The organism is Streptomyces sp. NPDC043878 (assembly GCF_056435735.1).
Window position 1 is genome coordinate 1 of sequence record NZ_JBWKDW010000045.1, and the last position, 22384, is coordinate 22384.

The 22384-nt window shown below is 72.0% G+C and carries 23 protein-coding genes; 13 read left to right on the plus strand and 10 right to left on the minus strand.

Annotated features, from left to right (window positions below; translation table 11 throughout):
- Positions 1 to 165: 165 nt before the first annotated feature.
- A complete protein-coding gene (locus tag AC07AZ_RS36860; protein ID WP_478855124.1) occupies positions 166 to 1983 on the minus strand; it encodes a bifunctional metallophosphatase/5'-nucleotidase in 1818 nt (605 codons plus the stop codon).
- Positions 1984 to 2139: 156 nt separating this feature from the next.
- Between AC07AZ_RS36860 and mshD the strand changes: the two genes are divergently transcribed.
- Both mshD and AC07AZ_RS36870 read left to right on the plus strand, forming a co-directional pair.
- Positions 2140 to 3066 carry a mycothiol synthase gene (gene mshD, locus AC07AZ_RS36865; protein ID WP_478855125.1) on the plus strand — a complete coding sequence of 309 codons (927 nt, stop codon included), beginning with the start codon at positions 2140 to 2142 and terminating at the stop codon, positions 3064 to 3066.
- Positions 3066 to 3191, plus strand: coding sequence for a hypothetical protein (locus AC07AZ_RS36870; protein WP_478855126.1), 126 nt, complete (start codon positions 3066 to 3068; stop codon positions 3189 to 3191). The genes mshD and AC07AZ_RS36870 overlap by 1 nt, the downstream gene beginning before the upstream one ends.
- A gap of 68 nt (positions 3192 to 3259) precedes the next feature.
- Here the strand turns inward: AC07AZ_RS36870 and AC07AZ_RS36875 are convergent, their stop codons facing one another.
- From AC07AZ_RS36875 to AC07AZ_RS36895, 5 genes are read right to left on the minus strand one after another with little or no spacing between them, the layout of a single operon-like run.
- A complete protein-coding gene (locus AC07AZ_RS36875) occupies positions 3260 to 3973 on the minus strand; it encodes an ABC transporter (RefSeq protein WP_478855127.1) in 714 nt (237 codons plus the stop codon).
- Entirely contained in the window at positions 3970 to 5493 is a 1524-nt protein-coding gene (locus tag AC07AZ_RS36880) for an ABC transporter permease (RefSeq protein WP_478855128.1), read from the minus strand. The genes AC07AZ_RS36875 and AC07AZ_RS36880 overlap by 4 nt, the downstream gene beginning before the upstream one ends.
- A complete protein-coding gene (locus tag AC07AZ_RS36885) occupies positions 5490 to 6350 on the minus strand; it encodes an ABC transporter ATP-binding protein (protein WP_478855129.1) in 861 nt (286 codons plus the stop codon). Before AC07AZ_RS36885 ends, AC07AZ_RS36880 begins: the two co-directional genes overlap by 4 nt.
- Positions 6347 to 7177, minus strand: a complete 831-nt coding sequence (locus AC07AZ_RS36890; RefSeq protein ID WP_478855130.1) for a zf-HC2 domain-containing protein — start codon at positions 7175 to 7177, stop codon at positions 6347 to 6349. The genes AC07AZ_RS36885 and AC07AZ_RS36890 overlap by 4 nt, the downstream gene beginning before the upstream one ends.
- Entirely contained in the window at positions 7174 to 7725 is a 552-nt protein-coding gene (locus AC07AZ_RS36895) for an RNA polymerase sigma factor (RefSeq protein WP_478855131.1), read from the minus strand. Before AC07AZ_RS36895 ends, AC07AZ_RS36890 begins: the two co-directional genes overlap by 4 nt.
- A 109-nt stretch (positions 7726 to 7834) precedes the next feature.
- Between AC07AZ_RS36895 and AC07AZ_RS36900 the strand changes: the two genes are divergently transcribed.
- The 10 genes from AC07AZ_RS36900 to pstB all read left to right on the plus strand — a co-directional run bounded on the left by AC07AZ_RS36900 (position 7835) and on the right by pstB (position 18680).
- Positions 7835 to 8257 carry a GntR family transcriptional regulator gene (locus AC07AZ_RS36900; RefSeq protein ID WP_478855132.1) on the plus strand — a complete coding sequence of 141 codons (423 nt, stop codon included), beginning with the start codon at positions 7835 to 7837 and terminating at the stop codon, positions 8255 to 8257.
- Complete coding sequence (locus AC07AZ_RS36905) at positions 8254 to 9159, plus strand: ABC transporter ATP-binding protein (RefSeq protein ID WP_478855133.1); 906 nt, start codon at positions 8254 to 8256, stop codon at positions 9157 to 9159. Before AC07AZ_RS36900 ends, AC07AZ_RS36905 begins: the two co-directional genes overlap by 4 nt.
- Positions 9160 to 9164: 5 nt before the next feature.
- Entirely contained in the window at positions 9165 to 10154 is a 990-nt protein-coding gene (locus AC07AZ_RS36910; protein WP_478855161.1) for an ABC transporter permease, read from the plus strand.
- Between the two features lie 330 nt (positions 10155 to 10484).
- The gene (locus AC07AZ_RS36915; RefSeq protein WP_478855134.1) at positions 10485 to 12716 is read left to right on the plus strand and encodes an RNA degradosome polyphosphate kinase; all 2232 of its coding nucleotides are present in this window, start codon (positions 10485 to 10487) and stop codon (positions 12714 to 12716) included.
- Positions 12697 to 13857 (plus strand): CHAD domain-containing protein, encoded by a 1161-nt coding sequence (locus AC07AZ_RS36920; RefSeq protein ID WP_478855135.1) that lies wholly within the window; start codon positions 12697 to 12699, stop codon positions 13855 to 13857. The genes AC07AZ_RS36915 and AC07AZ_RS36920 overlap by 20 nt, the downstream gene beginning before the upstream one ends.
- A gap of 48 nt (positions 13858 to 13905) precedes the next feature.
- On the plus strand, positions 13906 to 14328 hold the full coding sequence (locus tag AC07AZ_RS36925) for an NUDIX hydrolase (protein WP_478855136.1): 423 nt from the start codon (positions 13906 to 13908) through the stop codon (positions 14326 to 14328).
- A gap of 243 nt (positions 14329 to 14571) precedes the next feature.
- Positions 14572 to 15699: a phosphate ABC transporter substrate-binding protein PstS gene (gene pstS, locus AC07AZ_RS36930; protein WP_478855137.1), complete on the plus strand. Its 1128-nt coding sequence runs from the start codon at positions 14572 to 14574 to the stop codon at positions 15697 to 15699.
- A gap of 101 nt (positions 15700 to 15800) precedes the next feature.
- Positions 15801 to 16808, plus strand: a complete 1008-nt coding sequence (gene pstC, locus AC07AZ_RS36935; RefSeq protein WP_478855138.1) for a phosphate ABC transporter permease subunit PstC — start codon at positions 15801 to 15803, stop codon at positions 16806 to 16808.
- Positions 16805 to 17863 carry a phosphate ABC transporter permease PstA gene (gene pstA / locus AC07AZ_RS36940; RefSeq protein ID WP_478855139.1) on the plus strand — a complete coding sequence of 353 codons (1059 nt, stop codon included), beginning with the start codon at positions 16805 to 16807 and terminating at the stop codon, positions 17861 to 17863. Before pstC ends, pstA begins: the two co-directional genes overlap by 4 nt.
- Positions 17864 to 17903: 40 nt before the next feature.
- The gene (pstB, locus tag AC07AZ_RS36945; protein WP_478855140.1) at positions 17904 to 18680 is read left to right on the plus strand and encodes a phosphate ABC transporter ATP-binding protein PstB; all 777 of its coding nucleotides are present in this window, start codon (positions 17904 to 17906) and stop codon (positions 18678 to 18680) included.
- Positions 18681 to 18930: 250 nt separating this feature from the next.
- On the opposite strand, the gene AC07AZ_RS36950 is transcribed toward pstB, so the two are convergent.
- The gene (locus AC07AZ_RS36950; RefSeq protein WP_478855141.1) at positions 18931 to 19929 is read right to left on the minus strand and encodes an inorganic phosphate transporter; all 999 of its coding nucleotides are present in this window, start codon (positions 19927 to 19929) and stop codon (positions 18931 to 18933) included.
- A 7-nt stretch (positions 19930 to 19936) separates the two neighbouring features.
- On the minus strand, positions 19937 to 20557 hold the full coding sequence (locus AC07AZ_RS36955; RefSeq protein WP_478855142.1) for a DUF47 domain-containing protein: 621 nt from the start codon (positions 20555 to 20557) through the stop codon (positions 19937 to 19939).
- Between the two features lie 224 nt (positions 20558 to 20781).
- Here AC07AZ_RS36955 and AC07AZ_RS36960 point away from each other — a divergent pair, with 224 nt between their 5' ends.
- On the plus strand, positions 20782 to 21153 hold the full coding sequence (locus AC07AZ_RS36960; protein WP_478855143.1) for a metal-sensitive transcriptional regulator: 372 nt from the start codon (positions 20782 to 20784) through the stop codon (positions 21151 to 21153).
- 57 nt (positions 21154 to 21210) lie between these two features.
- On the opposite strand, the gene AC07AZ_RS36965 is transcribed toward AC07AZ_RS36960, so the two are convergent.
- A complete protein-coding gene (locus AC07AZ_RS36965) occupies positions 21211 to 21390 on the minus strand; it encodes a hypothetical protein (RefSeq protein WP_478855144.1) in 180 nt (59 codons plus the stop codon).
- An 86-nt stretch (positions 21391 to 21476) separates the two neighbouring features.
- A complete protein-coding gene (locus AC07AZ_RS36970) occupies positions 21477 to 22319 on the minus strand; it encodes an SCO4651 family lipoprotein (protein ID WP_478855145.1) in 843 nt (280 codons plus the stop codon).
- Positions 22320 to 22384: the final 65 nt, after the last annotated feature.

The following is a 22384-nucleotide window of genomic DNA, read 5'->3' on the forward strand; positions in this document are numbered from 1 at the left end:
AAAGGGGGGGAAACAAAAACCCCCCCCCCCCCCCCCCCCCCCCCCCCCCCCCCCCCCCCCCCCCCCCCCCCCCCCCTCGGTGCTGGCGTGGTGCTGGTGCTGGCGTGGTGCTGGTGCTGGCGTGGTGCTGGTGCTTGTGCTTGTGCGGCTACCGCACGATCGTGCCTACTGCACGATCGTGATCCGGTTCGCGGCCGACGGCGCGATCGGGGCGGTGGCCGAGGAGTTGGCCGTCATGTACTGCGCCAGGGCCGCGAGGTCGTCGGAGCCGACGAGGTCACCGGTGCCCTGCCCCAGGGTGGGGAAGCCGTCGCCGCCGCCCGCGAGGAAGCTGTTCGTGGCGACCCGGTAGGTGGCGGACGGGTCGATGGCCGCGCCGTTGAGCCTGACGGAGTCGGCGACCACCCGGTCCGCGCCCGTCTTCGTCAGGTCCAGCGTGTACGTCAGGCCCGAGGAGACCTGGAGGATCTTCGGCGCGCTCGCGTTCACCCCGCTCACCTGCTCCTTGAGCGCCTGGACGACCTGGGCGCCGGTGAAGTTCTGCAGGTTCACGGTGTTGGCGAACGGCTGGACCGTGAAGCCCTCCGCGTAGGTCACCACCCCGTCGCCCTCGGCGCCCTTGGCCGCGTAGGTGAGCCCGGCCCGGACACCGCCGGGGTTCATCAGCGCCAGGTCGGTCTCGGGGTCGAGGGACTTGCCGTGGGCGAGTTGCGCGTCGGCGATCAGGTCACCCATGGGGGACTCGGTGCCGGTGTTCGGGATGTCGGCGGAGATGTAGCCGATCGGCCGGTTGCCGATGGGCGCGGCGAGCGCGTTCCACCTGCTGATCAGCTCGGTCAGGTCGCTCGCCCTGGGCACGTCCCGGGTGACCACGTGGTTCGCCGACGTCACGGCCGTACGGGCGATGTCGTGGGTGCGGCGGTCGTAGGTGAGCGTGGTGTCGGTGTAGAGGCGGCCGAAGGACGCGGCCGAGGTGACCATGCGGGGGTTGCCCGCCGGGTCGGGGATCGTGCACACGTACGCGGTGTGGGTGTGGCCGGTGACCAGCGCGTCCACGGACGGGCTGATGTTCCTGGCGATGTCGACGATGGGGCCGGAGACGCCGGACCCCGCGCCGGCCGAGTCGCAGTCGTAGTTGTACGACGACGAGGCGGGCAGTCCGCCCTCGTGGATCAGGGCGACGATCGACTGCACGCCCTGCCGCTGGAGGACCTTGGCGTACTTGTTGATCGTCTCGACCTCGTCCTTGAAGGCGAGGCCCTTGACGCCGTCGGCGGAGACGATGCCCGGGGTGCCCTCCAGGGTCACGCCGATGAAGCCGATCTTGACGTCCTTCTTCTTCCACACCCAGTAGGGCCTGAGGATCGGCCTGCCGGTCTTCTCGTCGAGGACGTTGGCGGCGAGGTAGGGGAAGTCGGCGCCCTTGAACTTCTTGCCCGTGTAGCAGCCGTCGGTCGGGTGGCAGCCGCCGTTCTGCAGGCGGGCCAGTTCCCTGGCGCCCTCGTCGAACTCGTGGTTGCCGACGCTCGTCACGTCGAGGTCGAGCTTGTTCAGCGCCTCGATGGTGGGCTCGTCGTGGAAGAGGCCCGAGATCAGCGGGGACGCGCCGACCAGGTCGCCGCCGGCGGCGGTGATGGAGTACGGGTTGCCCTCGCGGGCCTGGCGCAGATGGGTCGCGAGGTACTCGACACCACCCGCGTCGATCGTCTTGGTCGTGCCGTCCGCCTGGAGCTCGGTGACCCGGCCGGAGGACCCGGACGGCGGCTCCAGGTTGCCGTGCAGGTCGTTGAAGGACAGCAGTTGTACGTCCTGGTAGCGGCTCGGCTGGTGATGACCGGGCCTGCCGTGGCCCTCACCGGCGGAGGCCGTCGCCGGCAGCGCGGCGGCCAGGGCACCCACGGTGACCAGAGCGCCGGCCGCGGCGAGGACTCGGTACGTACGACGTCTGCGGCGGTCGCCCGGCGGCTGGGACATGGCTGGCATTCGCCCCCCTGTGGGTTGGCTGGGTTCGTGGCTCCGTCCGGCGCAGCCTAGGGTCAACGCGCGTAGCGCGACAGGGGGTTAGGAGTTACATCCTGGTTTCCCTTTGCCCTGCCCTTTGCCGCCACTTTGCGGGGCCCTCCGCTTACCCTCGTACGCATGACCAGCGACGACACCGAACGGCCCGGTATCCCCCGCTCCATCGAGACCCACTCCGCGCTCACCCCCGAGCAGACCGAGGCCGTGCTCGCACTGCTCGCCGAGGCCGCCCGGAACGACGGACAGCAGGCGGTGTCCGAACAGGGACGGCTCCAGCTGCGCGGCGGCGAGCGGCCGGGAGTGGCTCATCTGCTGCTGACCGCCGGCGCCGAACTCGTCGGCTACGCCCAGCTGGAGGACACCGACCCGGTCGAGGCGCCGACCGCCGAACTGGTCGTGCACCCCGCGCACCGCGGCCACGGACACGGGCGGGCGCTGGGCTCCGCCCTGCTCGCCGCGTCCGGGAAACGGCTGCGGGTGTGGGCGCACGGCGGCCACTCCGCCGCCCGGCACCTCGCCCAGGTCCTCGGTCTCACCCTGTTCCGTGAACTGCGCCAGATGCGCCGCTCGTTGGACGACCTCGACCTGCCCGAACCGGTGTTCCCCGAGGGCGTGACCGTACGGACCTTCAAGCCCGGCGCGGACGACGCGGCCTGGCTCGCCGTCAACGCCGCCGCCTTCGCCCACCATCCCGAGCAGGGGTCCCTCACCCAGCGCGACCTGGAGGACCGGATGGGGGAACCGTGGTTCGACCCGGCGGGTTTCTTCCTCGCCTTCCGGGGGGACGAACTGGCCGGCTTCCACTGGACCAAGGTGCACACGGCGGAACGGCTCGGCGAGGTGTACGTCCTCGGGGTGCGGCCGGGCGCGCAGGGCGGCGGGCTGGGCAAGGCGCTCACCACGGTGGGGCTGCGGCATCTGGCGGGGCAGGGGCTGCCGACGGCCATGCTGTACGTCGACGCCGACAACAAGGCGGCCGTGGCGGTGTACGAGCGGCTGGGGTTCGGGACGTACGAGACGGATCTGATGTACCGGACGGAGACGTGATGTCCGGCGCCGGTACGGGTGTCACCGGCACCGGTACGGGTGTCACCGGCACCGGTTCGTTCGTCACCGGCGCCGATACGGGTGTCGCCGGGGGCTGCCGCCCCCAGGTCCCCGCTCCGGCCTGAACGGCCTCGTCCTCGGACGCCGGACGGGCTGAGAGGAACGGCCCGCCTGCCACGCCCCGACGGGCTGGTCAAGCTCCCCCGGACGGACCGAGAGCACGTCGGACGTGTCGCCGCCGCAGCGGCTCCGCTCCGCACGCCGTCCACACCACCGCCGCCGCGATCAGGACCACCGTCCAGCGGTCGTGGGCCGACTGCCAGTTGTCTGCCTGCGGGGTCGTGAACAGGGTCCAGCGGTCCGGCAGGAGCAGCGGGGCGAGGGTGGCGGTGAACAGGAGGCCGGCCGCCACCGGGGGGCCCGGGCGCGCTCGCGCGCCGAAGCGCAGTGCGGCGGCCGCGGCGGCCGGAGCCAGGGCGAGGGTGGTGGCCGCCTCCAGGGTGATGGCGGCCGACGGGGGCCGCAGGCCCGCCGGGACCAGGAGCAGCGCGGCCGTCCACCACAGCGCGGCGAGCGGGGCGACGAGGGCGAGCCGCAGCGCCTGCCGGACCGGCCGGCGGGTCGGTACGGCCGCCGTGGCCTCGCGGGCCGGGTCGTCCAGCAGGAACGCCAGGCCCGTCGCGAGGGCCAGGACCGCGGCGCGCAGCAGGTTGAGCGTCAGCCGGGCGTCGATGTCACCGGCGAACAGACGCGGCAGCGCGGCGAGCAGCAGCCCCGCGGTGGCGGCGCCGCCCAGCATCCGCCACGGCAGCGTGCGCCGGACCGGGGACACCAGCGCCCACCACACCGCGCCTCGCCCTGTCTTCGCGGTCCCCGTGTCCGTTTCCGGCTGCGTCCACGGTGTCACCGATCGCACGTGTCCTCGCCCTTCGGTGCGGCGACGCCCAGCAGTTCCGCCGCGCGTGCCGCGGTCACCTTGGGGGCGGTCAGCTCGGTCCAGTGCGCCTTCACCTTCGCCGTGACCTCCGCGCGCGGGCGGTCCAGCAGCTCCCGTACGACCTCCGTCTGCGCGGTCGTCATGGACAGCGGCTCGGTCGGGGCGAGGACGATCGCCGCTCCGGTCACGCTGTCGTCGAGGCGTACGTGGCTCAGGGAGGACAGCGGGTCGGGCTGCGCGCCGAGCGCCAGCCACATGACGGTGACCATCCGGCCGTCGCACAGTTCGCTGCCCGCCTTCTCGTTCCCGGCCACCAGGACCGCGGCGACGGCGACGGAGAACTCGGGGACGCGGTTGCCGCCCCAGGCCGTACCGACGCTGACCTGGTGGGGCTTGGTCAGCGGGTCGATCGCGCTGTCGGTGGAGAGGCCGTAGCGGGCCTCGACGCGCTGCCGTACGAGCAGCGGGCGGGTGGCCGCGGTGCCGCCGGCCAGGGACTGGACCCGGTCCGCCGTCCCGGCCCAGGTGCCGGTCCACGGCGTCCACTCGGGGAAGGCGCAGTACGTCGAGCGGCCCTCGCGGACGCAGGTCTGTTCCTTCTCCGGGGTGACGGAGACCCGTTCGCGGGCCGCGGTCACCCCGGCCGGGACGCCTGCCGTCTGGCCCACCCCGCCCAGCACCGCCAGCGCGAGCGCTCCGCCGGCGGCCGCCTTGAGGATGTGCGGGGTGCGGCCGGCGCGGACCAGGAGCGCGAGCAGGGCCGCGGTCAGGGCGAGGCCGAGGAGGTACAGGGCGTGCCAGCCGGCGGGCCGGCCCAGCAGGTCGGACGGCAGCGTGTTGGTGGTGCTCTCGCCGATCACCGGGTACAGCCACCTGGTGGTGTCGCTGTCCTGGGGGACCGTCCCGAGGAGGAACACCAGGAGGCAGAACACGAGCAGCAGCGGGGCCGCGACGAGCGAGGTCATCAGTCGGGCGAGCAGCGCGCCGACCGCCCCGAGGAGCAGCACGCACAGCGGGCCGACGAGCAGTTCGGCCGGTGAGCCGTGTCCGATCGCGCCGGACCGCAGGGCCTGCCAGCCGAACTGGACGCCCACGGCCACCGTGACGAGCACCGCGACCGGGACCACGGACAGCACGTGGGCGGCCGTGCGCTGCCACGGCTGGAGCACCAGGACGGAGAAGTGCCGCTCGGTGTCGTGGCGCCGGGAGCGCAGCATCGCGCTGTTCACGCACAGCAGTACGGCGAGGCCGACCAGCAGCGGCCCGGACTGGGTGGCGCGGTCGGCGTCCTGGAGGGCCGGGAAGCCCTCCTGGGCGGTGTGGGTGCTCCACCCGATCCAGGCGGCGTACGCGGCCAGCGCGAGGAACACGGGGACGCGCAGCAGCAGCCTGCGGGCCTCGAACCGGGCGAGGGCGGACACGGCGGGCAACGCGCGGCCGGGCCGCGTCGTCACGGCGGCCGGGGCCGCCTCGAGGAGGGTGCCGCTCATGCCGCCACCTCCGCGTGCGCGCCGTCGAGGGTGAGGAGGTAGCCGTCCTCCAGGGTCGGTTCGAGGAGGTCGGCGCCGGGCGGCGGATCGCCCACGTTGCGGAAGGAGCCGGTGCCGGTGCGCCAGCCCGCCAGCGCGCCGGGGGCGCGTTCGGTGCTGCTCCACACCCGGCCGTCCGCCCGGGCGGTCAGCTCGGCGGGGGTGCCGTCGAACCGGATGTGTCCGGCCGCCATGACCAGGACCCGGTGGCAGAGCATCGCGACGTCCTCGGTCTGGTGGGTGGACAGCAGGACCGTGCGGCCCTCTCCGGCGTCGGCGATCAACTCCCGGAAGCGCATGCGCTGTTCGGGGTCGAGACCGACGGTCGGCTCGTCCAGGACGAGGAAGCCGGGGTCGCCCACGAGCGCGGCGGCCAGCGCGACCCGCTGCCGCATGCCGCCGGACAGCTTCTTGATCCGCCTGCCGCGTACGTCGCTGAGGTCGACCTGGTCCAGGACGCGCCGCACCTCCCGGTGGCGGGCCGCGCGGTCGGTGAGCTCCTTGAGGATCGCCACGTAGTCGACGAACTCGAAGGCAGTGAAGTCGGGGTGGAGGCCGGGGGTCTGCGGCAGATAGCCGAGCCGTCGCCGCACCTCCTGCCGGCCGAGCGCAGTCCCCGGGTCCTGGCCGAGCACGGTGAAGGCGCCCCGGTCGGCGGGCACGGCCGTGGCGAGCACCCTCAACAGGGTCGTCTTGCCCGCCCCGTTGGGGCCGAGCAGCCCGGTGACGCCCCGTGTCAGCCGCAGCGACACGTCGTCGAGGGCGCGGGTGGGGCCGTAGCGGAGACTCAGCCCGACGGCGGAGACGGTGGGGGTCATGCGGCACTCCTGAGGGAGAAGTCGAACCGGTCGCGGGCAGCGAACAGCAGGGCGGCGGCGAGGACGGCGACGGCCGCGGCCGCGCCCTGTCCGGCCGCGGTGAAGGGTGCGAGAGTCCGGCCGTCGGCGGCCGCGCGGGCCACCCACAGCAGGACCGCCCAGCCCACGCCGACCGCGCCGGGCGCGAGGACCGGCCCGAGCCGGGGGGTCAGCGCCAGCCCGGTCGTGGTGAGGGCGAGCGCGGGCAGCAGCCAGCCGAGGGCGCTCAGCCCGTAGCCGGGCAGGGCGAGGGTGGCGAGTCCGTCGAGGCCGAGGCCGGCGACGAGCACGGCGACGGTCCGGATCATCAGCAGCCGGAAGCCGTGCAGAGGTGAGACGACGGTCATCTCGTACGTCGGGTCCAGCCGGGGCCCGTACGCCAGGGCGACGCCGCCGAGCGGCAGCAGCGGGGCGAGCGCGAGGAACAGCGTGGGCGAGTTGGTGCCGCGGGCCAGGTGGGTGGCGAGGACGGTCAGGGTGAGCACGGCGGAGACGGCGCCGAGCCAGGAACGGCGCAGCACGGGCGTGGCCGCGAGCAGCCGGGCGGTGTGCTCGGCCACCCCGAGCCGCACCAGGAGCGACTCGATCCGGCCCGGCCGGGGCGCGTCGAGTTCGGCGTCCAGCCGTTCCCAGCCGGCGTCGAGGGCGGCGGGGTCGCCGGCGCCGGCGAGGGCGGCCCGGCAGGTGGCGCAGGCGGTCAGATGGGTGTCGGCGGACCAGAGCGCGGGGGGCGCCAACGCGCCCCGGGCGTAGGCCCGCAGGTCCTCCTCGGATACGTGCCAGGTCATGCCAGCGCCTCCCGCAGTTGCTTACGGGCCCGCATCGCCCGCGTCTTGACCGTGCCGGGCGGTATCCCGAGCAGAACGGCCGCCTCCCGGGTCGTCAGTCCGTCGATGACCGTGGCCTGGAGCACCGCGCGCAGTTCCGGTGACAGCCGCACCAGGGCCCCGGCGAGGTCCCCGTGTTCGACTCCGGCGAGGACGCGTTCCTCCGCGGACGCCTCGTCGCGGTGTCGCAGCCGTGCCAGTGCCTGCCGCAGCCGGCCGCGTGCCCCGTCGCCGCGCAGCGCGTCGACCAGCCGCCGGGAGCCGATGCGCCACAGCCAGCCGGCGGCGTCTCCGGCGTTCCCGTCCTCCCGGTAGCGCGCGGTGCCCCGCCACACGGCGAGGAACGTCTCCTGTACGACGTCGTCGACGATCGCCGCGTCGGCGCAGCGGCCGCGCAGCCGGGCGGTCAGCCATGGCGCGAACCGCCGGTACAGCTCCTCGAAGGCGCGCCGGTCACCGTCCGCCGCGATGGCCCGCAGCAGTTCCCCGTCGCTTCTCTCTCCGCTCACGTCTCCTCATCGGACCGGCCGGGCCGAACGGTTCACGAAACCACGCTTGACTTTTCGGGCCCGCTTACAACACCCTTTCACTACTCAATTAGTGAAAGGGTGTTGTCGAGTGGTGGAGTACCGCATCGACCGGCACAGCGGGGTGGCCACCTACGTCCAGATCGTCCAGCAGACCAAGCAGGCGCTGCGTCTGGGACACCTCGTGCCGGGCGACCGGCTGCCCACGGCCCGCGAGGTCGTCGAGGCCACCGCCATCAACCCCAACACCGTCCTCAAGGCATACCGCGAGCTGGAGCGCGAGGGGCTGGTCGAGGCCCGCCGGGGACTCGGCACCTTCGTCCGGCGCTCGCTCGGCACCACCCCGGCCGACTCCCCGCTGCACGGCGAGCTGGACGCGTGGGCGGCCCGGGCCCGCGAGGCCGGACTGGACCGCGACGACGTCGCCGCCCTCTTCACCGCCGTACTCGACCAGCACTTCACCCAGCCCGCCGCCGCATCCGCGCACCCGCACTCCCAGGGGGACCCGTCATGACCGACTCCGCAGCCACCGCCCTGGAGGCCGCCGGCCTCGGCAGACGCTACGGACGGCGAGGGGGCTGGGCGCTGCGCGACTGCTCCTTCCGGCTGCCGGCCGGCCGCGTCTGCGCCGTCGTCGGGCCCAACGGCGCCGGCAAGTCCACCCTGCTCGCCCTGGCCGCCGGGCTGCTCGTCCCGACCGAGGGCACCGTCAGCGTCCTCGGCACCGACCCGGCCGCCGCCCGTACCCGCGTCGCCTTCGTCGCCCAGGACAAGCCGCTGTACCCGCAGCTCACGGTCGCCGAGACGCTGCGGATGGGCGCCGACCTCAACCCCGCCCGCTGGGACGCGCCCACCGCCGACCGGATCGTGGCCGCCGGCGACCTCGACCCGGCCAAGCACATCCGCTCGCTGTCCGGCGGCCAGCGCACCCGGGTGGCCCTCGCCCTCGCCCTCGGCAAACGGCCCGAGCTGCTCCTGCTGGACGAGCCGATGGCCGACCTCGACCCGCTGGCCCGGCACGAACTGATGGGCGTCCTGATGGGCCAGGCGGCCCGGCACGGCACGACGATCGTGATGTCCTCGCACGTCGTCGCCGAACTGGAGGAGTCCTGCGACCACCTGCTGCTGGTCGGCGGCGGCCGCATCCGGCTGGCCGGCGGACTGGACGAGCTGCTCGGGGCGCACCTGCGGGTGTCCGCCCCCGCGGACACCCCCCTCGCACCGCACACCGTCGTGGAGTCCCGGACCGCCGGCCGCAGCCTCTCCGCGCTGATCCGCCCGGCGGGCCCGGTCCCGGCCGACTGGCGCACCGGCCCGCCCTCCCTGGAAGAGCTGCTCCTCGCCCACCTGCGCAACCCCGACGCGCCGGTCAAGAACCCGGCCGCCCCGGCCAAGACCCCGGAGAACATCGCGTGAGCACCCTGACCTCCCCCGCCCCCGCCGCCGTCCGGCCCGGCCCGTCCGCGCCCCGCCTGGTCCGCTGGCTGCTGCGGCTGCACCGCCCCGCCCTGTACGTCTGGACCTGCCTCGTCGTCGTGCTCGGCGCCGCGCTGCTGTGGCTGGGCGGCCCGCTCACCGACGCGGCGGCGGCGGCCTGGAAGCAGTACGACGCCTGCGGGATGAACGGCCCGTGCCGGTACGACCAGGACGCGATCCTGGGCTACAAGGACGTCTACCAGTACGCGACCACCGCCGTCGTCGCGCTCCCGCTCCTGGTGGCGGCCTGGGCGGGCGCCGCGCTGACCGGCCGCGAACTGGAGCAGGGCACCACCCGGCTGGCCTGGACCCAGGGCGTCTCCCCCGCCCGCTGGCTCGCCGCGAAACTCCTCGCGCCGGGGGCGCTGACCGCCGCGGGCACCGGCCTGCTGGTCCTGCTGCACCACCTGGCCTGGTCGGCGGGCGACGGCCGCATCGACAACGCCAAGTCCTGGTACGACACGCCGACCTTCTACGCGGGCGGCCCCGCCCTCGTCGCCCTGGCCCTGGCCGGCCTGGTCATCGGCGCCCTCGCGGGCCTGGTGCTGGGCCGCTCCCTGGCCGCACTCGGCACCGGGGTGGGCGCCTCCGCCCTCCTGTGGGGCGCGGCCCACCTGCTCATGCCCCGCCTGTGGCCCACCGTCACCAGCGTCGCCGCGCTCCGCGCCGGGGGCCCCTCCGGCGGGGGCATCACCGTCGACACGGGCATCCTCACCTCCACCGGCGCACACGTCGCCGACCCCCACTGCGGCAGCACCGACGTCCCGCAGTGCGCCACCCTCTACCACCGGATGGACGCCGTCGGCCGCTACCGCGACTACCACCCCCACTCCCACTACTGGCCCCTCCAGCTCATGGAGACCGGAGTGGTCCTGGCCGTCACCGCCCTGCTCGCCCTGACGGCGTTCCACCTGCTGCGCCGCCGTACCGCCTGAGCCACCGGCCGTCGCGGATCCCTCCGCCGCCCTGCCGCCCGAGCCCCGCCGGCCGTCGTACGTCCTTCCACGGGGGGAGGGGTGTCCGGCGGGCGGCGTAGGTGGACGTCCGCGAGCCGCCCCCAGATATCCCGCACGCCATGTCCCCGTAACCAGTGGTTCAGACGGGCTTGCGACGCTCGGCGAATGAAGCCCGCCGTGCCAGAGCCCTCGCCACCGCCGGACGGAACCCCTCCGAGCGCGGGGACCGCAGGCGTCCGCGCTGTCGCCGCGCTCCCTCCCGCGCTGTCCGACGCGCCCATTCCCCTCCCGGCGCGGAAGAATGGCTCCATGAGTCAGCCAGACGCACAGGCACAGGTCCAGCACGCGCAGCCCTCCGTGGGCTCCATAGCCGCGCACCGCCCGCACACGGTGGCGGCGGTGGTCTCCGACCTGGAACCCGACCTCGATGCCGACCTCGACGAGTACGAGGAGTCGCCCTACGACGGTCCGCAGCTGCCGCAGGGTCGTTTCCTCGACCGGGAGCGCAGCTGGCTCGCCTTCAACGAGCGTGTCCTGGAACTGGCCGAGGACCCGGACACTCCGCTGCTGGAACGGGCGAACTTCCTCGCGATCTTCGCCAGCAACCTGGACGAGTTCTTCATGGTCCGGGTGGCCGGTCTGAAGCGCCGTATCGCCACCGGTGTCGCCACCCGGTCCGCGTCCGGCCTCCAGCCCCGCGAGGTGCTGGAGATGATCTGGGCCCGCTCGCGTGAGCTCATGGCCCGGCACGCCGCCTGCTACCACGAGGACATCGCCCCCTCCCTGGCGGAGGAGGGCATCCACCTGGTCCGCTGGAGCGAGCTGACCGAGAAGGAACAGGCCCGCCTGTTCACGCTCTTCCGGCACCAGATCTTCCCGGTGCTGACCCCGCTGGCCGTCGACCCCGCGCACCCCTTCCCGTACATCTCGGGTCTCTCGCTCAACCTCGCGGTCATCGTCCGCAACCCGGTCAGCGGCCACCGCCACTTCGCCCGCGTCAAGGTGCCCCCGCTGCTGTCCCGCTTCCTGGAGAGCTCCCCCGGCCGCTACGTGCCCATCGAGGACGTCATCGGCGCCCACCTGGAGGAGCTGTTCCCGGGCATGGAGGTGCTGGAGCACCACGCGTTCCGGCTCACCCGCAACGAGGACCTCGAAGTCGAGGAGGACGACGCCGAGAACCTGCTCCAGGCCCTGGAGAAGGAGCTCATGCGGCGCCGCTTCGGGCCGCCGGTGCGGCTGGAGGTCGAGGAGTCCATCGACCGCGAGGTGCTCGACCTGCTGGTGCGCGAGCTGAAGATCAGCGAGGCGGAGGTGTATCCGCTGCCGGGTCCCCTGGACCTCACCGGCCTCTTCCGCATCCACAGCCTCGACCGGCCCGAGCTGAAGTACCAGAAGTTCATCGCCGGCACCCACCGTGACCTCGCCGAGGTGGAGTCGGCCTCCGCGCCCGACATCTTCGCCGCCCTGCGCAACCGGGACGTGCTGCTGCACCACCCCTACGACTCCTTCTCCACCTCCGTGCAGGCGTTCCTGGAGCAGGCGGCGGGCGACCCCGACGTCCTCGCCATCAAGCAGACCCTCTACCGCACCTCGGGCGACTCCCCGATAGTCGACGCCCTCATCGACGCCGCCGAGTCCGGCAAGCAGGTCCTCGTCCTGGTCGAGATCAAGGCCCGGTTCGACGAGCACGCCAACATCAAGTGGGCGCGCAAGCTGGAGGAGGCCGGCTGCCACGTCGTCTACGGCCTGGTCGGCCTCAAGACCCACTGCAAGCTGTCCCTGGTGGTGCGCCAGGAAGGCGACACGCTGCGGCGCTACTGCCACGTCGGCACCGGCAACTACCACCCGAAGACGGCCCGCCTCTACGAGGACCTCGGCCTGCTCACGGCAGACCCGCAGGTCGGCGCCGACCTCTCGGACCTGTTCAACCGGCTGTCCGGCTACTCGCGCCGGGAGACCTACCGCCGGCTGCTCGTCGCCCCCAAGTCCCTGCGCGACGGCCTGATCGCGCGGATCAACAAGGAGGTCCAGCACCACCGTGCCGGGCGCCCCGCCTTCATCCGCATCAAGGTCAACTCGATGGTGGACGAGGCGATCATCGACTCGCTGTACCGCGCGTCCCAGGAGGGCGTCCCGGTCGACGTGTGGGTGCGCGGCATCTGCGCGGTGCGCCCGGGCGTGGCCGGCCTGTCGGAGAACGTCCGGGTCCGCTCGATCCTCGGCCGTTTCCTCGAACACTCGCGGGTGTTCGCCTTCGGCAACGGCGGCGAACCCGAAGTGTGGCTCGGCAGCGCCGACATGATGCACCGCAACCTCGACCGCCGGATCGAGGCCCTGGTCAGGGTCACCGATCCGGCCCACCGCGCATCCCTCAACCGGCTCCTGGAGACCGGTATGTCCGACACCACCGCCTCCTGGCACCTCGGCCCCGACGGGGAATGGGCCCGGCACTCGACCGACGCGGACGGCCAGCCCCTGCGCAACGTCCAGGAGATGCTCATAGACGCCCGGAGGCGCCGGCGTGGCACAGCAACACCTTGACCCGACACAGTCCGCGGCCGGACCCTCCGCCCGGCTCCCGGCCGCGCCGGAGCGGGACGGCCCCCCGACCGGCGACGCCCTCGCGGACTATCTGCGGGCGCAGGCCACGGAGTTCCTCCGCGCCCTGCGGCTGCACCGGGAGAGCGGTGGCGGGCCGGCGACCGGATCGGCGGACTCCGCCGACGCGGCCCGCGCCCTGCGCCGCTCGGTCCGCCGCATCAGCGGCAGCCTGCACACCTTCCGCCCCCTGCTCGACCCGGACTGGTCGGAGTCCCTGCGCCCCGAACTGGCCTGGCTGTCGGGCATGCTGACCACCGAGCACGCCTACCAGGCCCGCCTGGAGCGGCTGCTGCTGGCGCTGCACCGGCTGTCGGGGGCGACCCTGCCCGCCCAGACGCCGTCCGCGGTCGGCGGCAGCCGGACCGGCCCCGCCGCGGCCGTTCGCGGCGCCGGCGCGGACAGCGCGGCCGTGGCCGAATCCGGCCCCCCGGCCGGCCGTACGGCGGTCCCGGAGCGCGGCAACCTCACGGTCGGCGCCGCGAAGGCGGGCGCCCTGCTCGAACGCCAGCTGACGCTCGCCCGGACCAGGGCCCACTCCACAGCCCTCCAGGCACTGGGGTCGAGCCGCTTCCACGCGGTCGCCGACAGCATCGCCGTACTGGCCAGCGAGGTGCCCCTCACCCCGGCGGCGCCCGCGACCGCGCTCGACCCGCTCGCCTCCGCCGCCGAGGAACGCCTGCGGGACGCCGTGGTGACGCTGCCGCTGGTGACCGCGGGCAGCCCCTACAACGCCGAGGCCCTCATCCACGGCCTGTCCCCGGACCCGGCCCCGCATCCCCAGGACGCCCCCTGGCACCAGGTCCGGCTGCTGCTGCGCCTGCACCGCTACACCCGCGAGGTGCTCCAGGGCGACACCGCCCCGGTGGACGTCCGGCTGGTGAGCGCGGGCCAGGCCCTCGACCGGCACCGGGACGCGTCCGAGGCCGCGGCCGCCGCCGCCTCGGCGGCCCGCACCCCGCGCATCGCGCCGGCCACGGCGTACGCGCTCGGCGTGCTCCACGCCGACCAGCGGCACGAGGTGGAGGCGGCCCGGTTCACCTTCCAGCAGTCGTGGCTGAAGCGAGCCGTCCACGCGCCCTGACCGTGGGCGGACCCCCGGCGCACCCGACCAGGAGGCGGTGATCCACCGGTGACGCGTTCCGGTGACAGCACGGTGCAGGCGGCCGGCTGCGTCCTGTGGCGGCGCTCCCCGGCCGGCGGGAGACTGGAGATCTGCCTGGTCCACCGGCCGAAGTACGACGACTGGTCACATCCCAAAGGCAAGCTGAAGCCGGGCGAGGAGCCCCTGGCGGGCGCGCTGCGTGAGACCGCCGAGGAGACGGGCTACACCGCCGTTCCCGGCACCCGGCTGCCGACCGTGCGCTACACCGCCGACGGACGCCCCAAGCAGGTGCGCTACTGGGCGGCCGAGGCCGCCTCCGGCGGTTTCATCCCGAACGACGAGGTGGACCGCGTTCTCTGGCTCTCCCCCACGGCGGCCCGTGACCGCCTGACCCAACCGAGGGACCGGGCTCTGGTGGACGACTTGCTCCAGGTGCCGGATCTGACATAGTCCGGACATGTCGGGACACACCGTCGGGATGACTCCGTGTCCTCGACGTGAGCGTTCCGTGACCTAACCACACCGACCGCAGGGGTTCACCCCCCGTTCACCTTCGGCCATAGGCGCCTTCACCTCTTCTGCCTAATTTCGGCCTTACGCGATGCGCCACGTACCTCGCAGTACGCGGCCGCATCTCTCAGTCTTCGCACGCCGCCGGTTCAGGACGGCGGCTCCTGGAAGGAACTCCCTCAAGTGAAGCTTCAGCGCATGAACCGGCGGGCCCTCTCCCTCGGTGCTCTCGCGGTCTCCGGCGCCCTGGCCCTCACGGCGTGCGGCTCGGACGACACCGGCAGCGGCTCGGGCAGCAGCGCCTCGTCGTCCGCCAACGCCAGTTCGATCAAGTGTGACGACGCCAAGGGCCAGCTCCTGGCCGACGGCTCGTCCGCGCAGAAGAACGCGATCGACGCCTGGGTCAAGCAGTTCACGCAGGCCTGCTCCGGCGTGCAGATCAACTACAAGGGCGGCGGCTCCGGCGCCGGTGTCACGGCGTTCACGCAGGGCCAGGTCGCCTTCGCCGGCTCCGACTCCGCGCTGAAGCCCGAAGAGGTCACCGCCTCCAAGAAGGTCTGCTCCGGCGGCCAGGGCATCGACCTCCCGATGGTCGGCGGCCCGATCGCCCTCGGTTACAACGTCGCCGGTGTCGACAACCTGATCCTGGACGCCAAGACCCTGGCGCTGATCTTCAACGACAAGATCACGAACTGGAACGACAAGGCGATCAAGGCGCTGAACCCCGACGCCACGCTCCCCGACCTCAAGATCCAGGCGTTCCACCGCTCGGACGAGTCCGGCACCACGGACAACTTCACCAAGTACCTGATCGCCTCCGCCAAGGCCGACTGGCCCTACGAGGGCGGCAAGGCGTGGCAGGCCAAGGGCGGCCAGTCGGCCGCCGGCTCCTCCGGCGTGGCCCAGCAGGTCAAGCAGACCAACGGCGCCATCGGCTACTTCGAGCTCTCCTACGTCGGTGACGCGGTCAAGCCGGTCAGCATCGACACCGGCGCCAGCGCCCCGGTCGAGGCCACCGTCGAGAACGCCACCAAGGCCATCGCGGACGCCAAGGTCGTCGGCACGGGCTCGGACCTCTCGCTCCAGCTGAACTACGCGACCAAGGCCGACGGCGCGTACCCGATCACCCTCGTCACCTACGAGATCGTCTGTGACAAGGGCAACAAGGCGGCGACCCTGCCCGCCACGAAGGCGTTCCTGCGCTACATCGCCTCCGAGGACGGCCAGAACGTCCTGACCGCCAACAAGTACGCCCCGATCCCCGCGGACATCATCGCCAAGGTCCGCACCACGATCGACGGCCTGAGCTGACCCGAGTGCGGCCCGGTCCCCCGCGGGGGACCGGGCCGCATCGTCCGGTGCACCGCCGCCAGGGGTCCGCACACGTGCGGCCCCGCAGACCGGAGAACCCGATGGACATAACGACACAGAACACCGAAGCACCTCCCCCCGCCCCCCAGCCCACCGAAGCCGAGCAGAAGCGCGCGGCCCGCGGTGCCACCCGACCCGGTGACCGGATCTTCCTCGGTCTCTCCCGCGGGTCGGGCATCTTCCTGTTGGTGGTCATGGCCGCGATCGCGGTCTTCCTGACCTACCGGGCGTCCCTCGCGATCAGCAAGGACGACGGGAACTTCCTCACCACCTTCGAGTGGAACACCAACCTGAACCCGCCGGTGTTCGGCATCGCCGTCCTGGCCTTCGGCACGGTGGTCTCCTCGATCATCGCCATGGTCATCGCGGTCCCGATCGCGGTGGCCATCGCGCTGTTCCTCACGCACTACGCCCCGCGCAAGCTGAGCGGTGTCATCTCCTACGTGGTGGACCTGCTCGCCGCGGTGCCCTCCATCGTCTACGGCCTGTGGGGCGCGCTGATCCTCGTCCCGCGCATGACCGGACTCTTCGGCTGGCTCGACGAATACCTCGGCTGGACCGGCATCTTCTCCTGGGACGGCGGAGCCCCCCGGTCGATGCTGACGGTCGGCGTCCTGCTCGCGATCATGATCCTGCCGATCATCACCAACGTGAGCCGCGAGGTCTTCCGGCAGGTCCCGCAGATGCACGAGGAGGCGGCCCTCGCCCTGGGCGCCACCCGCTGGGAGGTCGTGCGCATCGCGGTCATCCCCTTCGGCCGCTCCGGTGTGATCTCCGCCTCGATGCTCGGCCTCGGCCGCGCGCTCGGCGAGACGATGGCCGTCGCCACCGTGCTCTCCCCGACCTTCGACATCCAGGCCAGCCTGCTCGACCCGGGCGGCGGCACCTTCGCCCAGAACATCGCCAGCAAGTTCGGTGAGGCCACCACGCAGGGCCGTGACGCGCTCATCGCCTCCGGTCTGGTCCTGTTCGTCATCACGCTGCTGGTCAACGGCGCGGCCCGCGCGATCATCGCCCGCCGCAAGGAGTACTCGGGGGCCAACGCATGAGCAACACCGTCATCGAGCCGCGCCCCAGCACCCTGCGCGGCGCGAGCCTCCCGAAGTGGTTCCCGTACGGCGTCATCGTCGGCTCGGTCGTGGTCGGCGCCGGCATCGGTCTGGCCGCGGGCCTGGACAGCAAGGTCCAGTGGGGCCTGATCGCCGCGCTCCTCTTCCTCATCGGCACGTACGGCATCGCCGCCCGCGTCGAGGGCCGCCGCCAGGCCAAGGACCGCATCGCGACCTCGTTCGTGTGGGTGGCGTTCGTGCTCGCCGTGGTGCCGCTGGTCTCCCTGGTCTGGGTGACCGTCTCCCGCGGCATCAAGGTCCTCGACTTCTACTTCCTGACCCACTCGATGGGCGTGGTCGCCGACTCCGAGCCGGGCGGCGGCATCTACGCCGCGATCCTCGGCAGCCTGGAGCAGGTCGGCCTCGCCACGCTGATCGCCGCGCCGATCGGTGTGCTGACCGCCGTCTACCTGGTCGAGTACGGGCGGGGCAACCTCTCCCGGGCCATCACCTTCTTCGTCGACGTGATGACCGGCATCCCGTCGATCGTCGCCGGTCTGTTCATCCTCAGCCTCATGCTGATCTTCGAGATGCAGCCCTTCGGCTTCGCCGGCTCGCTCGCGCTGGCGATCCTGATGATGCCGGTCGTCGTGCGCTCCACCGAGGAGATGCTCAAACTCGTACCGAACGAGCTGCGCGAGGCGTCCCTCGCGCTCGGCATCCCGAAGTGGCGCACCATCCTGAAGGTGGTCCTGCCGACGTCCATCGGCGGCATCACCACGGGCATCATGCTGGCGATCGCCCGTATCGCGGGCGAGACGGCTCCCGTCCTGCTCCTGGTGTGGGGCAACCCGTTCATCAACGCCAACCCCTTCGAGGGTGCGCAGGCGTCGCTGCCGCTGTACATCTATCAGCAGTACGCGAACAGCGCGGGCTCGGGCGCGGCCTACGACAGGGCCTGGGCGGCGTCGCTGACGCTGATCGCCTTCGTGATGATCCTGAACCTGGTGGCCCGCGGCATCGCCCGCTGGAAGGCCCCGAAGACCGGTCGCTGACGCGGCCATCGGCGACTGAACCCGGAAGTGAAGTAGAGACATGGCCAAGCGAATCGACGTAAGCGGACTCACCGCCTACTACAGCGCCCACAAGGCGATCGAGGACATCTCGATGACCGTCGAGCCCCGCTCGGTGACGGCCTTCATCGGCCCCTCCGGCTGCGGCAAGTCGACGTTCCTGCGCACCCTCAACCGCATGCACGAGGTCACCGTGGGCGGACGCGTCGAGGGCAAGGTGCTCCTGGACGACGAGGACCTGTACGGCGCCGGCATAGACCCGGTGTCCGTCCGCCGCGAGGTCGGCATGGTCTTCCAGCGCCCGAACCCGTTCCCCACGATGTCGATCTTCGACAACGTGGCGGCGGGCCTGCGCCTCAACGGCAGCTACAAGAAGACCGAGCTCGCGGACGTCGTCGAGAAGTCCCTCAAGGGCGCGAACCTCTGGAACGAGGTCAAGGACCGCCTCAACAAGCCCGGTTCGGGCCTGTCCGGCGGTCAGCAGCAGCGGCTGTGCATCGCGCGGGCGATCGCGGTGGAGCCGAACGTCCTGCTGATGGACGAGCCGTGCTCGGCCCTGGACCCGATCTCCACGCTCGCCATCGAGGACCTGATCGGCGAGCTGAAGGAACGCTTCACGATCGTCATCGTGACGCACAACATGCAGCAGGCCGCCCGCGTCTCCGACCGCACGGCCTTCTTCAACCTGTCGGCGGTCGGCCAGCCCGGCAGGCTGATCGAGATCGACGACACCGAGCGCATCTTCTCCAACCCCTCGGTCCAGGCCACGGAGGACTACATCTCCGGTCGCTTCGGCTGACCGACCCCGACCCCTCGCGGTGCTGCATGGCGGTGCCACCGCGAGGCCGAAAAGGGCCCGCCCCCGACAAGGGGGCGGGCCCGTTCGCATGGTCCAGCTCTTTCAGCCCGGCCGTGATCTCAGTCCGGCCGTGACCTCAGTCCGGCCGTGATCTCAACCCGGCCGCACCATCCAGCCCGGCCGCACCATCCAGCCCCTCCGGCGTTTGAGGAGCGGGGGTCCAGGGGGCGGCGCCCCCTGCGGCCTCAGCCTAGAGAAACGCCAGATTCACGACCCCGAACGCCGCCGCAGCGACGGCCGCCGCAGCCGGCATGGTGATGAACCACCCAAGAACGATGTTCTTGGCCACCCCCCACCGCACGGCGTTGACCCGCTTCGTCGCCCCGACACCCATGATCGCCGAGGTGATGACATGCGTCGTGGAAATAGGCGCCTTGAACAGAAACGCCGTGGCGAACATGATCGACGCCCCCGTGGTCTCCGCGGCGAACCCCTGCGGCGGATCCAGCTCGATGATCTTCCGCCCGAGCGTCCGCATGATGCGCCACCCACCCGCGTACGTGCCCAGCGACAGCATCAGCGCGCAGGAGATCTTCACCCACACCGGGATCGGGTCGTCCGCACCCTGCACGTCACCGATGACGAGCGCCATCACGACGATGCCCATCGTCTTCTGCGCGTCCTGCAGACCGTGCCCGAGCGCCATGCCGGCCGCCGACACCGTCTGCGCGATCCGGAATCCGCGCTTGGCCTTGTGCGGGTTGGAGCGGCGGAAGAGCCACAGGATCACGCACATCACCAGGTAGCCGACGATCAGGCCGACGACCGGCGAGAGGAACATCGGGATGACGACCTTGTCGAGGACGCCGGACCAGATGACTTCCGTACCGCCTGCGAGCGCCGCGCCCACCATGCCGCCGAACAGCGCGTGCGAGGAGGACGAGGGCAGGCCGAAGTACCAGGTGACGAGGTTCCAGACGATGGCGCCGATGAGCGCGGCGAACAGGACCCCCATCCCCCTGGACCCCTCGGGCATCTCGATCAGTCCGCTGCTGACGGTGTGGGCGACGCCACTGCCGAGGAAGGCGCCCGCGAGGTTCATCACGGCGGCCATGGCGAGCGCGGCCCGCGGGGTCAGCGCCCGCGTGGAGACCGACGTGGCGATGGCGTTCGCCGAGTCGTGGAAGCCGTTGGTGTAGGTGAATCCGAGCGCGACAGCGATGGTCACGATCAGGGCGAAGGTGTCCATGAACGGTTCAGGACTCCTTGACGGCGATGGTCTCCACCGTGTTCGCCACGTGCTCGAACGCGTCCGCCGCTTCTTCCAGTACGTCCACGATCTGCTTGAGCTTGAGCACCTCGATGGCTTCGTACGAGCCGTTGAAGAGGTGGGCGAGCAGCTTGCGGTGGACCTGGTCGGCCTGGTTCTCCAGGCGGTTGACCTCGATCCAGTACTCGGTGAGGTTGTCCATGGTCCGCAGGTTCGGCATGGCCTCGGCGGTCAGCTCGGCCGCCCGCGACAGCACCTCGATCTGCTGCTCGACGCCCTTGGGCAGTTCCTCGACGTTGTAGAGGACGACCAGGTCGACGGCCTCTTCCATGAAGTCCATGATGTCGTCGAGGGACGACGCGAGGTTGTAGATGTCCTCACGGTCGAACGGCGTGATGAACGAGGAGTTCAGCTGGTGGAAGATCGCGTGTGTGGCATCGTCACCCGCGTGTTCCGCGGCCCGCATACGCTCTGCGATCTCGGCCCGGCCGGCGGTGTCCGCCCCGAGCAGTTCCATGAGGAGCTTCGAGCCCGTGACGATGTTGTCCGCGGATGCGGCGAACATGTCGTAGAAGCTCGTCTCCCTGGGGGTCAGACGAAATCGCACAAGGGGTCCTCGGGGTGCATCGGTTTCGGTCAGGCTGATGCTAGGCGCATCATCCGGCCACGGCTAATGGGCCGTCCCCCAGTGTCGCCCATCGAACACGATGATCGGCACGGGGGCCGCCCAGTGGTCCAGTCCAGCCGCTGCGCGCGGTGACGGCCACTGGACCTATACCCGCCGAAGTTCTGTACGATATACCCAGTAGGGGTATACGTCTGGAGGACGCGATGACGACCACCGAGGCCGGCGCGGACACGCCCTCCGCCGCCACCGCACCCACGGCGGGGCAGGACGTGGTGAGCGACCACGACCGCGGGGTGCACGGCTACCACAAGCAGAAGGACGAGCACCTGAAGCGGCTGCGCCGCATCGAGGGGCAGATCCGCGGCCTCCAGCGGATGGTCGACGAGGACGTCTACTGCATCGACATACTCACCCAGGTGTCCGCCTCCACCAAGGCCCTGCAGTCCTTCGCCCTGCAACTGCTGGAGGAGCACCTCCGCCACTGCGTCGCCGACGCCGCCGTCAAGGGCGGCACGGAGATCGACGCGAAGGTGGAGGAGGCGACCAAGGCGATCGGCCGCCTCCTGCGCACCTGATTCCGGCCAGCCGACCGGAGAAGAACGGTCCGCGCCGACCGGAGGGAAGCCCCCGGCTCAGTCGCCGGAGGCACCCCCGCGTTCCTCGGCCACCCGCAGCACCTCGTCGATGCTCTGCAGACTGAGCCGGTCCTCGGCGGCCGAGGCCGCGATGATCAGCTCTCCGCACAACTCGATCTCGGCGAGGGCCACGTGGTCCTGAACTGCCGTACCGCCGACCGGAGCCACGCGCGTCACCTCTTCTCTGCCGTCACCGACTTCCTAGAGTAGGGAGCGGCCTACACACCGCGCATGGCACGGACGGGCTAGTTCTCGCCGCGCGGTCACTCCGCGATCCGCCCGGCGTAGATGTCGGCGGCCTTCGGCAGCCGTACGTCGACGGGCGCCCCGAAGTCGAACAGCAGGGTCGTCGAGGCGACCGCGACGGTGCCCTTGTGCTGTCCGTTGACGAAGCTGAACCGGTGCCGGATCTTGCGGATGCGGCCCTGTTCGTCGAGGTAGACGTCGAACGGCACCCGGGCCGTGGCGAACCCCTTCGCCGCCGCCGCCAGGGATCTCGTCCCGCCACTGGACGCGTCCTTCGCCGCCGCCGCGAGGTCGGCCGTCCCGCGGTAGTGCCGCACCCGGGCGCCGGCCAGCTCGGTCGTCCCCACGTAGGTCGCCGTCCGCGTCCCGCGCAGCACCTCGGCGGCGGCGAACGGGTCGGTGGCCCCGCCGGTGACCAGGTTCCCGTCTGCCAGGGTGCCGGTGTCGACCCGCACCCACTTGTCGGCGGGCACTCCGGCGCCCCGGTTCTTCATGAACAGGGCGCCGGGTGCGAGGAGTTCGGTGATCGGCCGGTGCTCACTGGTGCCGGCCGGGTCCTGCGGCAGCAGCACCCTCAACCGGCCGACCTGCCGGCGGAAGTCGTAGCTGCCCTCGCCGCGGATGGTGACCCGGGTCCCGCCGGTGGCCATCTCCATCGACGTCCGGGTCTTCGAACTCCCCGCGTCCACCAGGCTGTCGGCGGCCCGGTGCAGGATGTCGACCGGATCGGCGGCGGGCGCCGCGTCGGCGGCGGCGCCACTGCCGGAGCAGCCGCCCGCGCCGAGACCGGCACAGACCACGAGCCCCGCCGCGACGACCGTCCCGCCCGCCGTCCACCGCCGCTGCCGCCGCTCCGTCATCGCCTGCTACCCCCAGCCGCTACGTCCGTCACGGGCCCCGTGTCGTTGCGGTTAACGACGAGTAG

Bases quoted from the DNA above. Each gene is read 5' to 3' on its own strand.
- AC07AZ_RS36860 (WP_478855124.1), bottom strand. From the start codon at position 1,983: ATGCCAGCCATGTCCCAGCCGCCGGGCGACCGCCGCAGACGTCGTACG.
- mshD (WP_478855125.1), top strand. From the start codon at position 2,140: ATGACCAGCGACGACACCGAACGGCCCGGTATCCCCCGCTCCATCGAG.
- AC07AZ_RS36870 (WP_478855126.1), top strand. From the start codon at position 3,066: ATGTCCGGCGCCGGTACGGGTGTCACCGGCACCGGTACGGGTGTCACC.
- AC07AZ_RS36880 (WP_478855128.1), bottom strand. From the start codon at position 5,493: ATGAGCGGCACCCTCCTCGAGGCGGCCCCGGCCGCCGTGACGACGCGG.
- AC07AZ_RS36885 (WP_478855129.1), bottom strand. From the start codon at position 6,350: ATGACCCCCACCGTCTCCGCCGTCGGGCTGAGTCTCCGCTACGGCCCC.
- AC07AZ_RS36890 (WP_478855130.1), bottom strand. From the start codon at position 7,177: ATGACCTGGCACGTATCCGAGGAGGACCTGCGGGCCTACGCCCGGGGC.
- AC07AZ_RS36905 (WP_478855133.1), top strand. From the start codon at position 8,254: ATGACCGACTCCGCAGCCACCGCCCTGGAGGCCGCCGGCCTCGGCAGA.
- AC07AZ_RS36915 (WP_478855134.1), top strand. From the start codon at position 10,485: ATGAGTCAGCCAGACGCACAGGCACAGGTCCAGCACGCGCAGCCCTCC.
- pstC (WP_478855138.1), top strand. From the start codon at position 15,801: ATGGACATAACGACACAGAACACCGAAGCACCTCCCCCCGCCCCCCAG.
- pstA (WP_478855139.1), top strand. From the start codon at position 16,805: ATGAGCAACACCGTCATCGAGCCGCGCCCCAGCACCCTGCGCGGCGCG.
- pstB (WP_478855140.1), top strand. From the start codon at position 17,904: ATGGCCAAGCGAATCGACGTAAGCGGACTCACCGCCTACTACAGCGCC.
- AC07AZ_RS36950 (WP_478855141.1), bottom strand. From the start codon at position 19,929: ATGGACACCTTCGCCCTGATCGTGACCATCGCTGTCGCGCTCGGATTC.
- AC07AZ_RS36960 (WP_478855143.1), top strand. From the start codon at position 20,782: ATGACGACCACCGAGGCCGGCGCGGACACGCCCTCCGCCGCCACCGCA.
- AC07AZ_RS36970 (WP_478855145.1), bottom strand. From the start codon at position 22,319: ATGACGGAGCGGCGGCAGCGGCGGTGGACGGCGGGCGGGACGGTCGTC.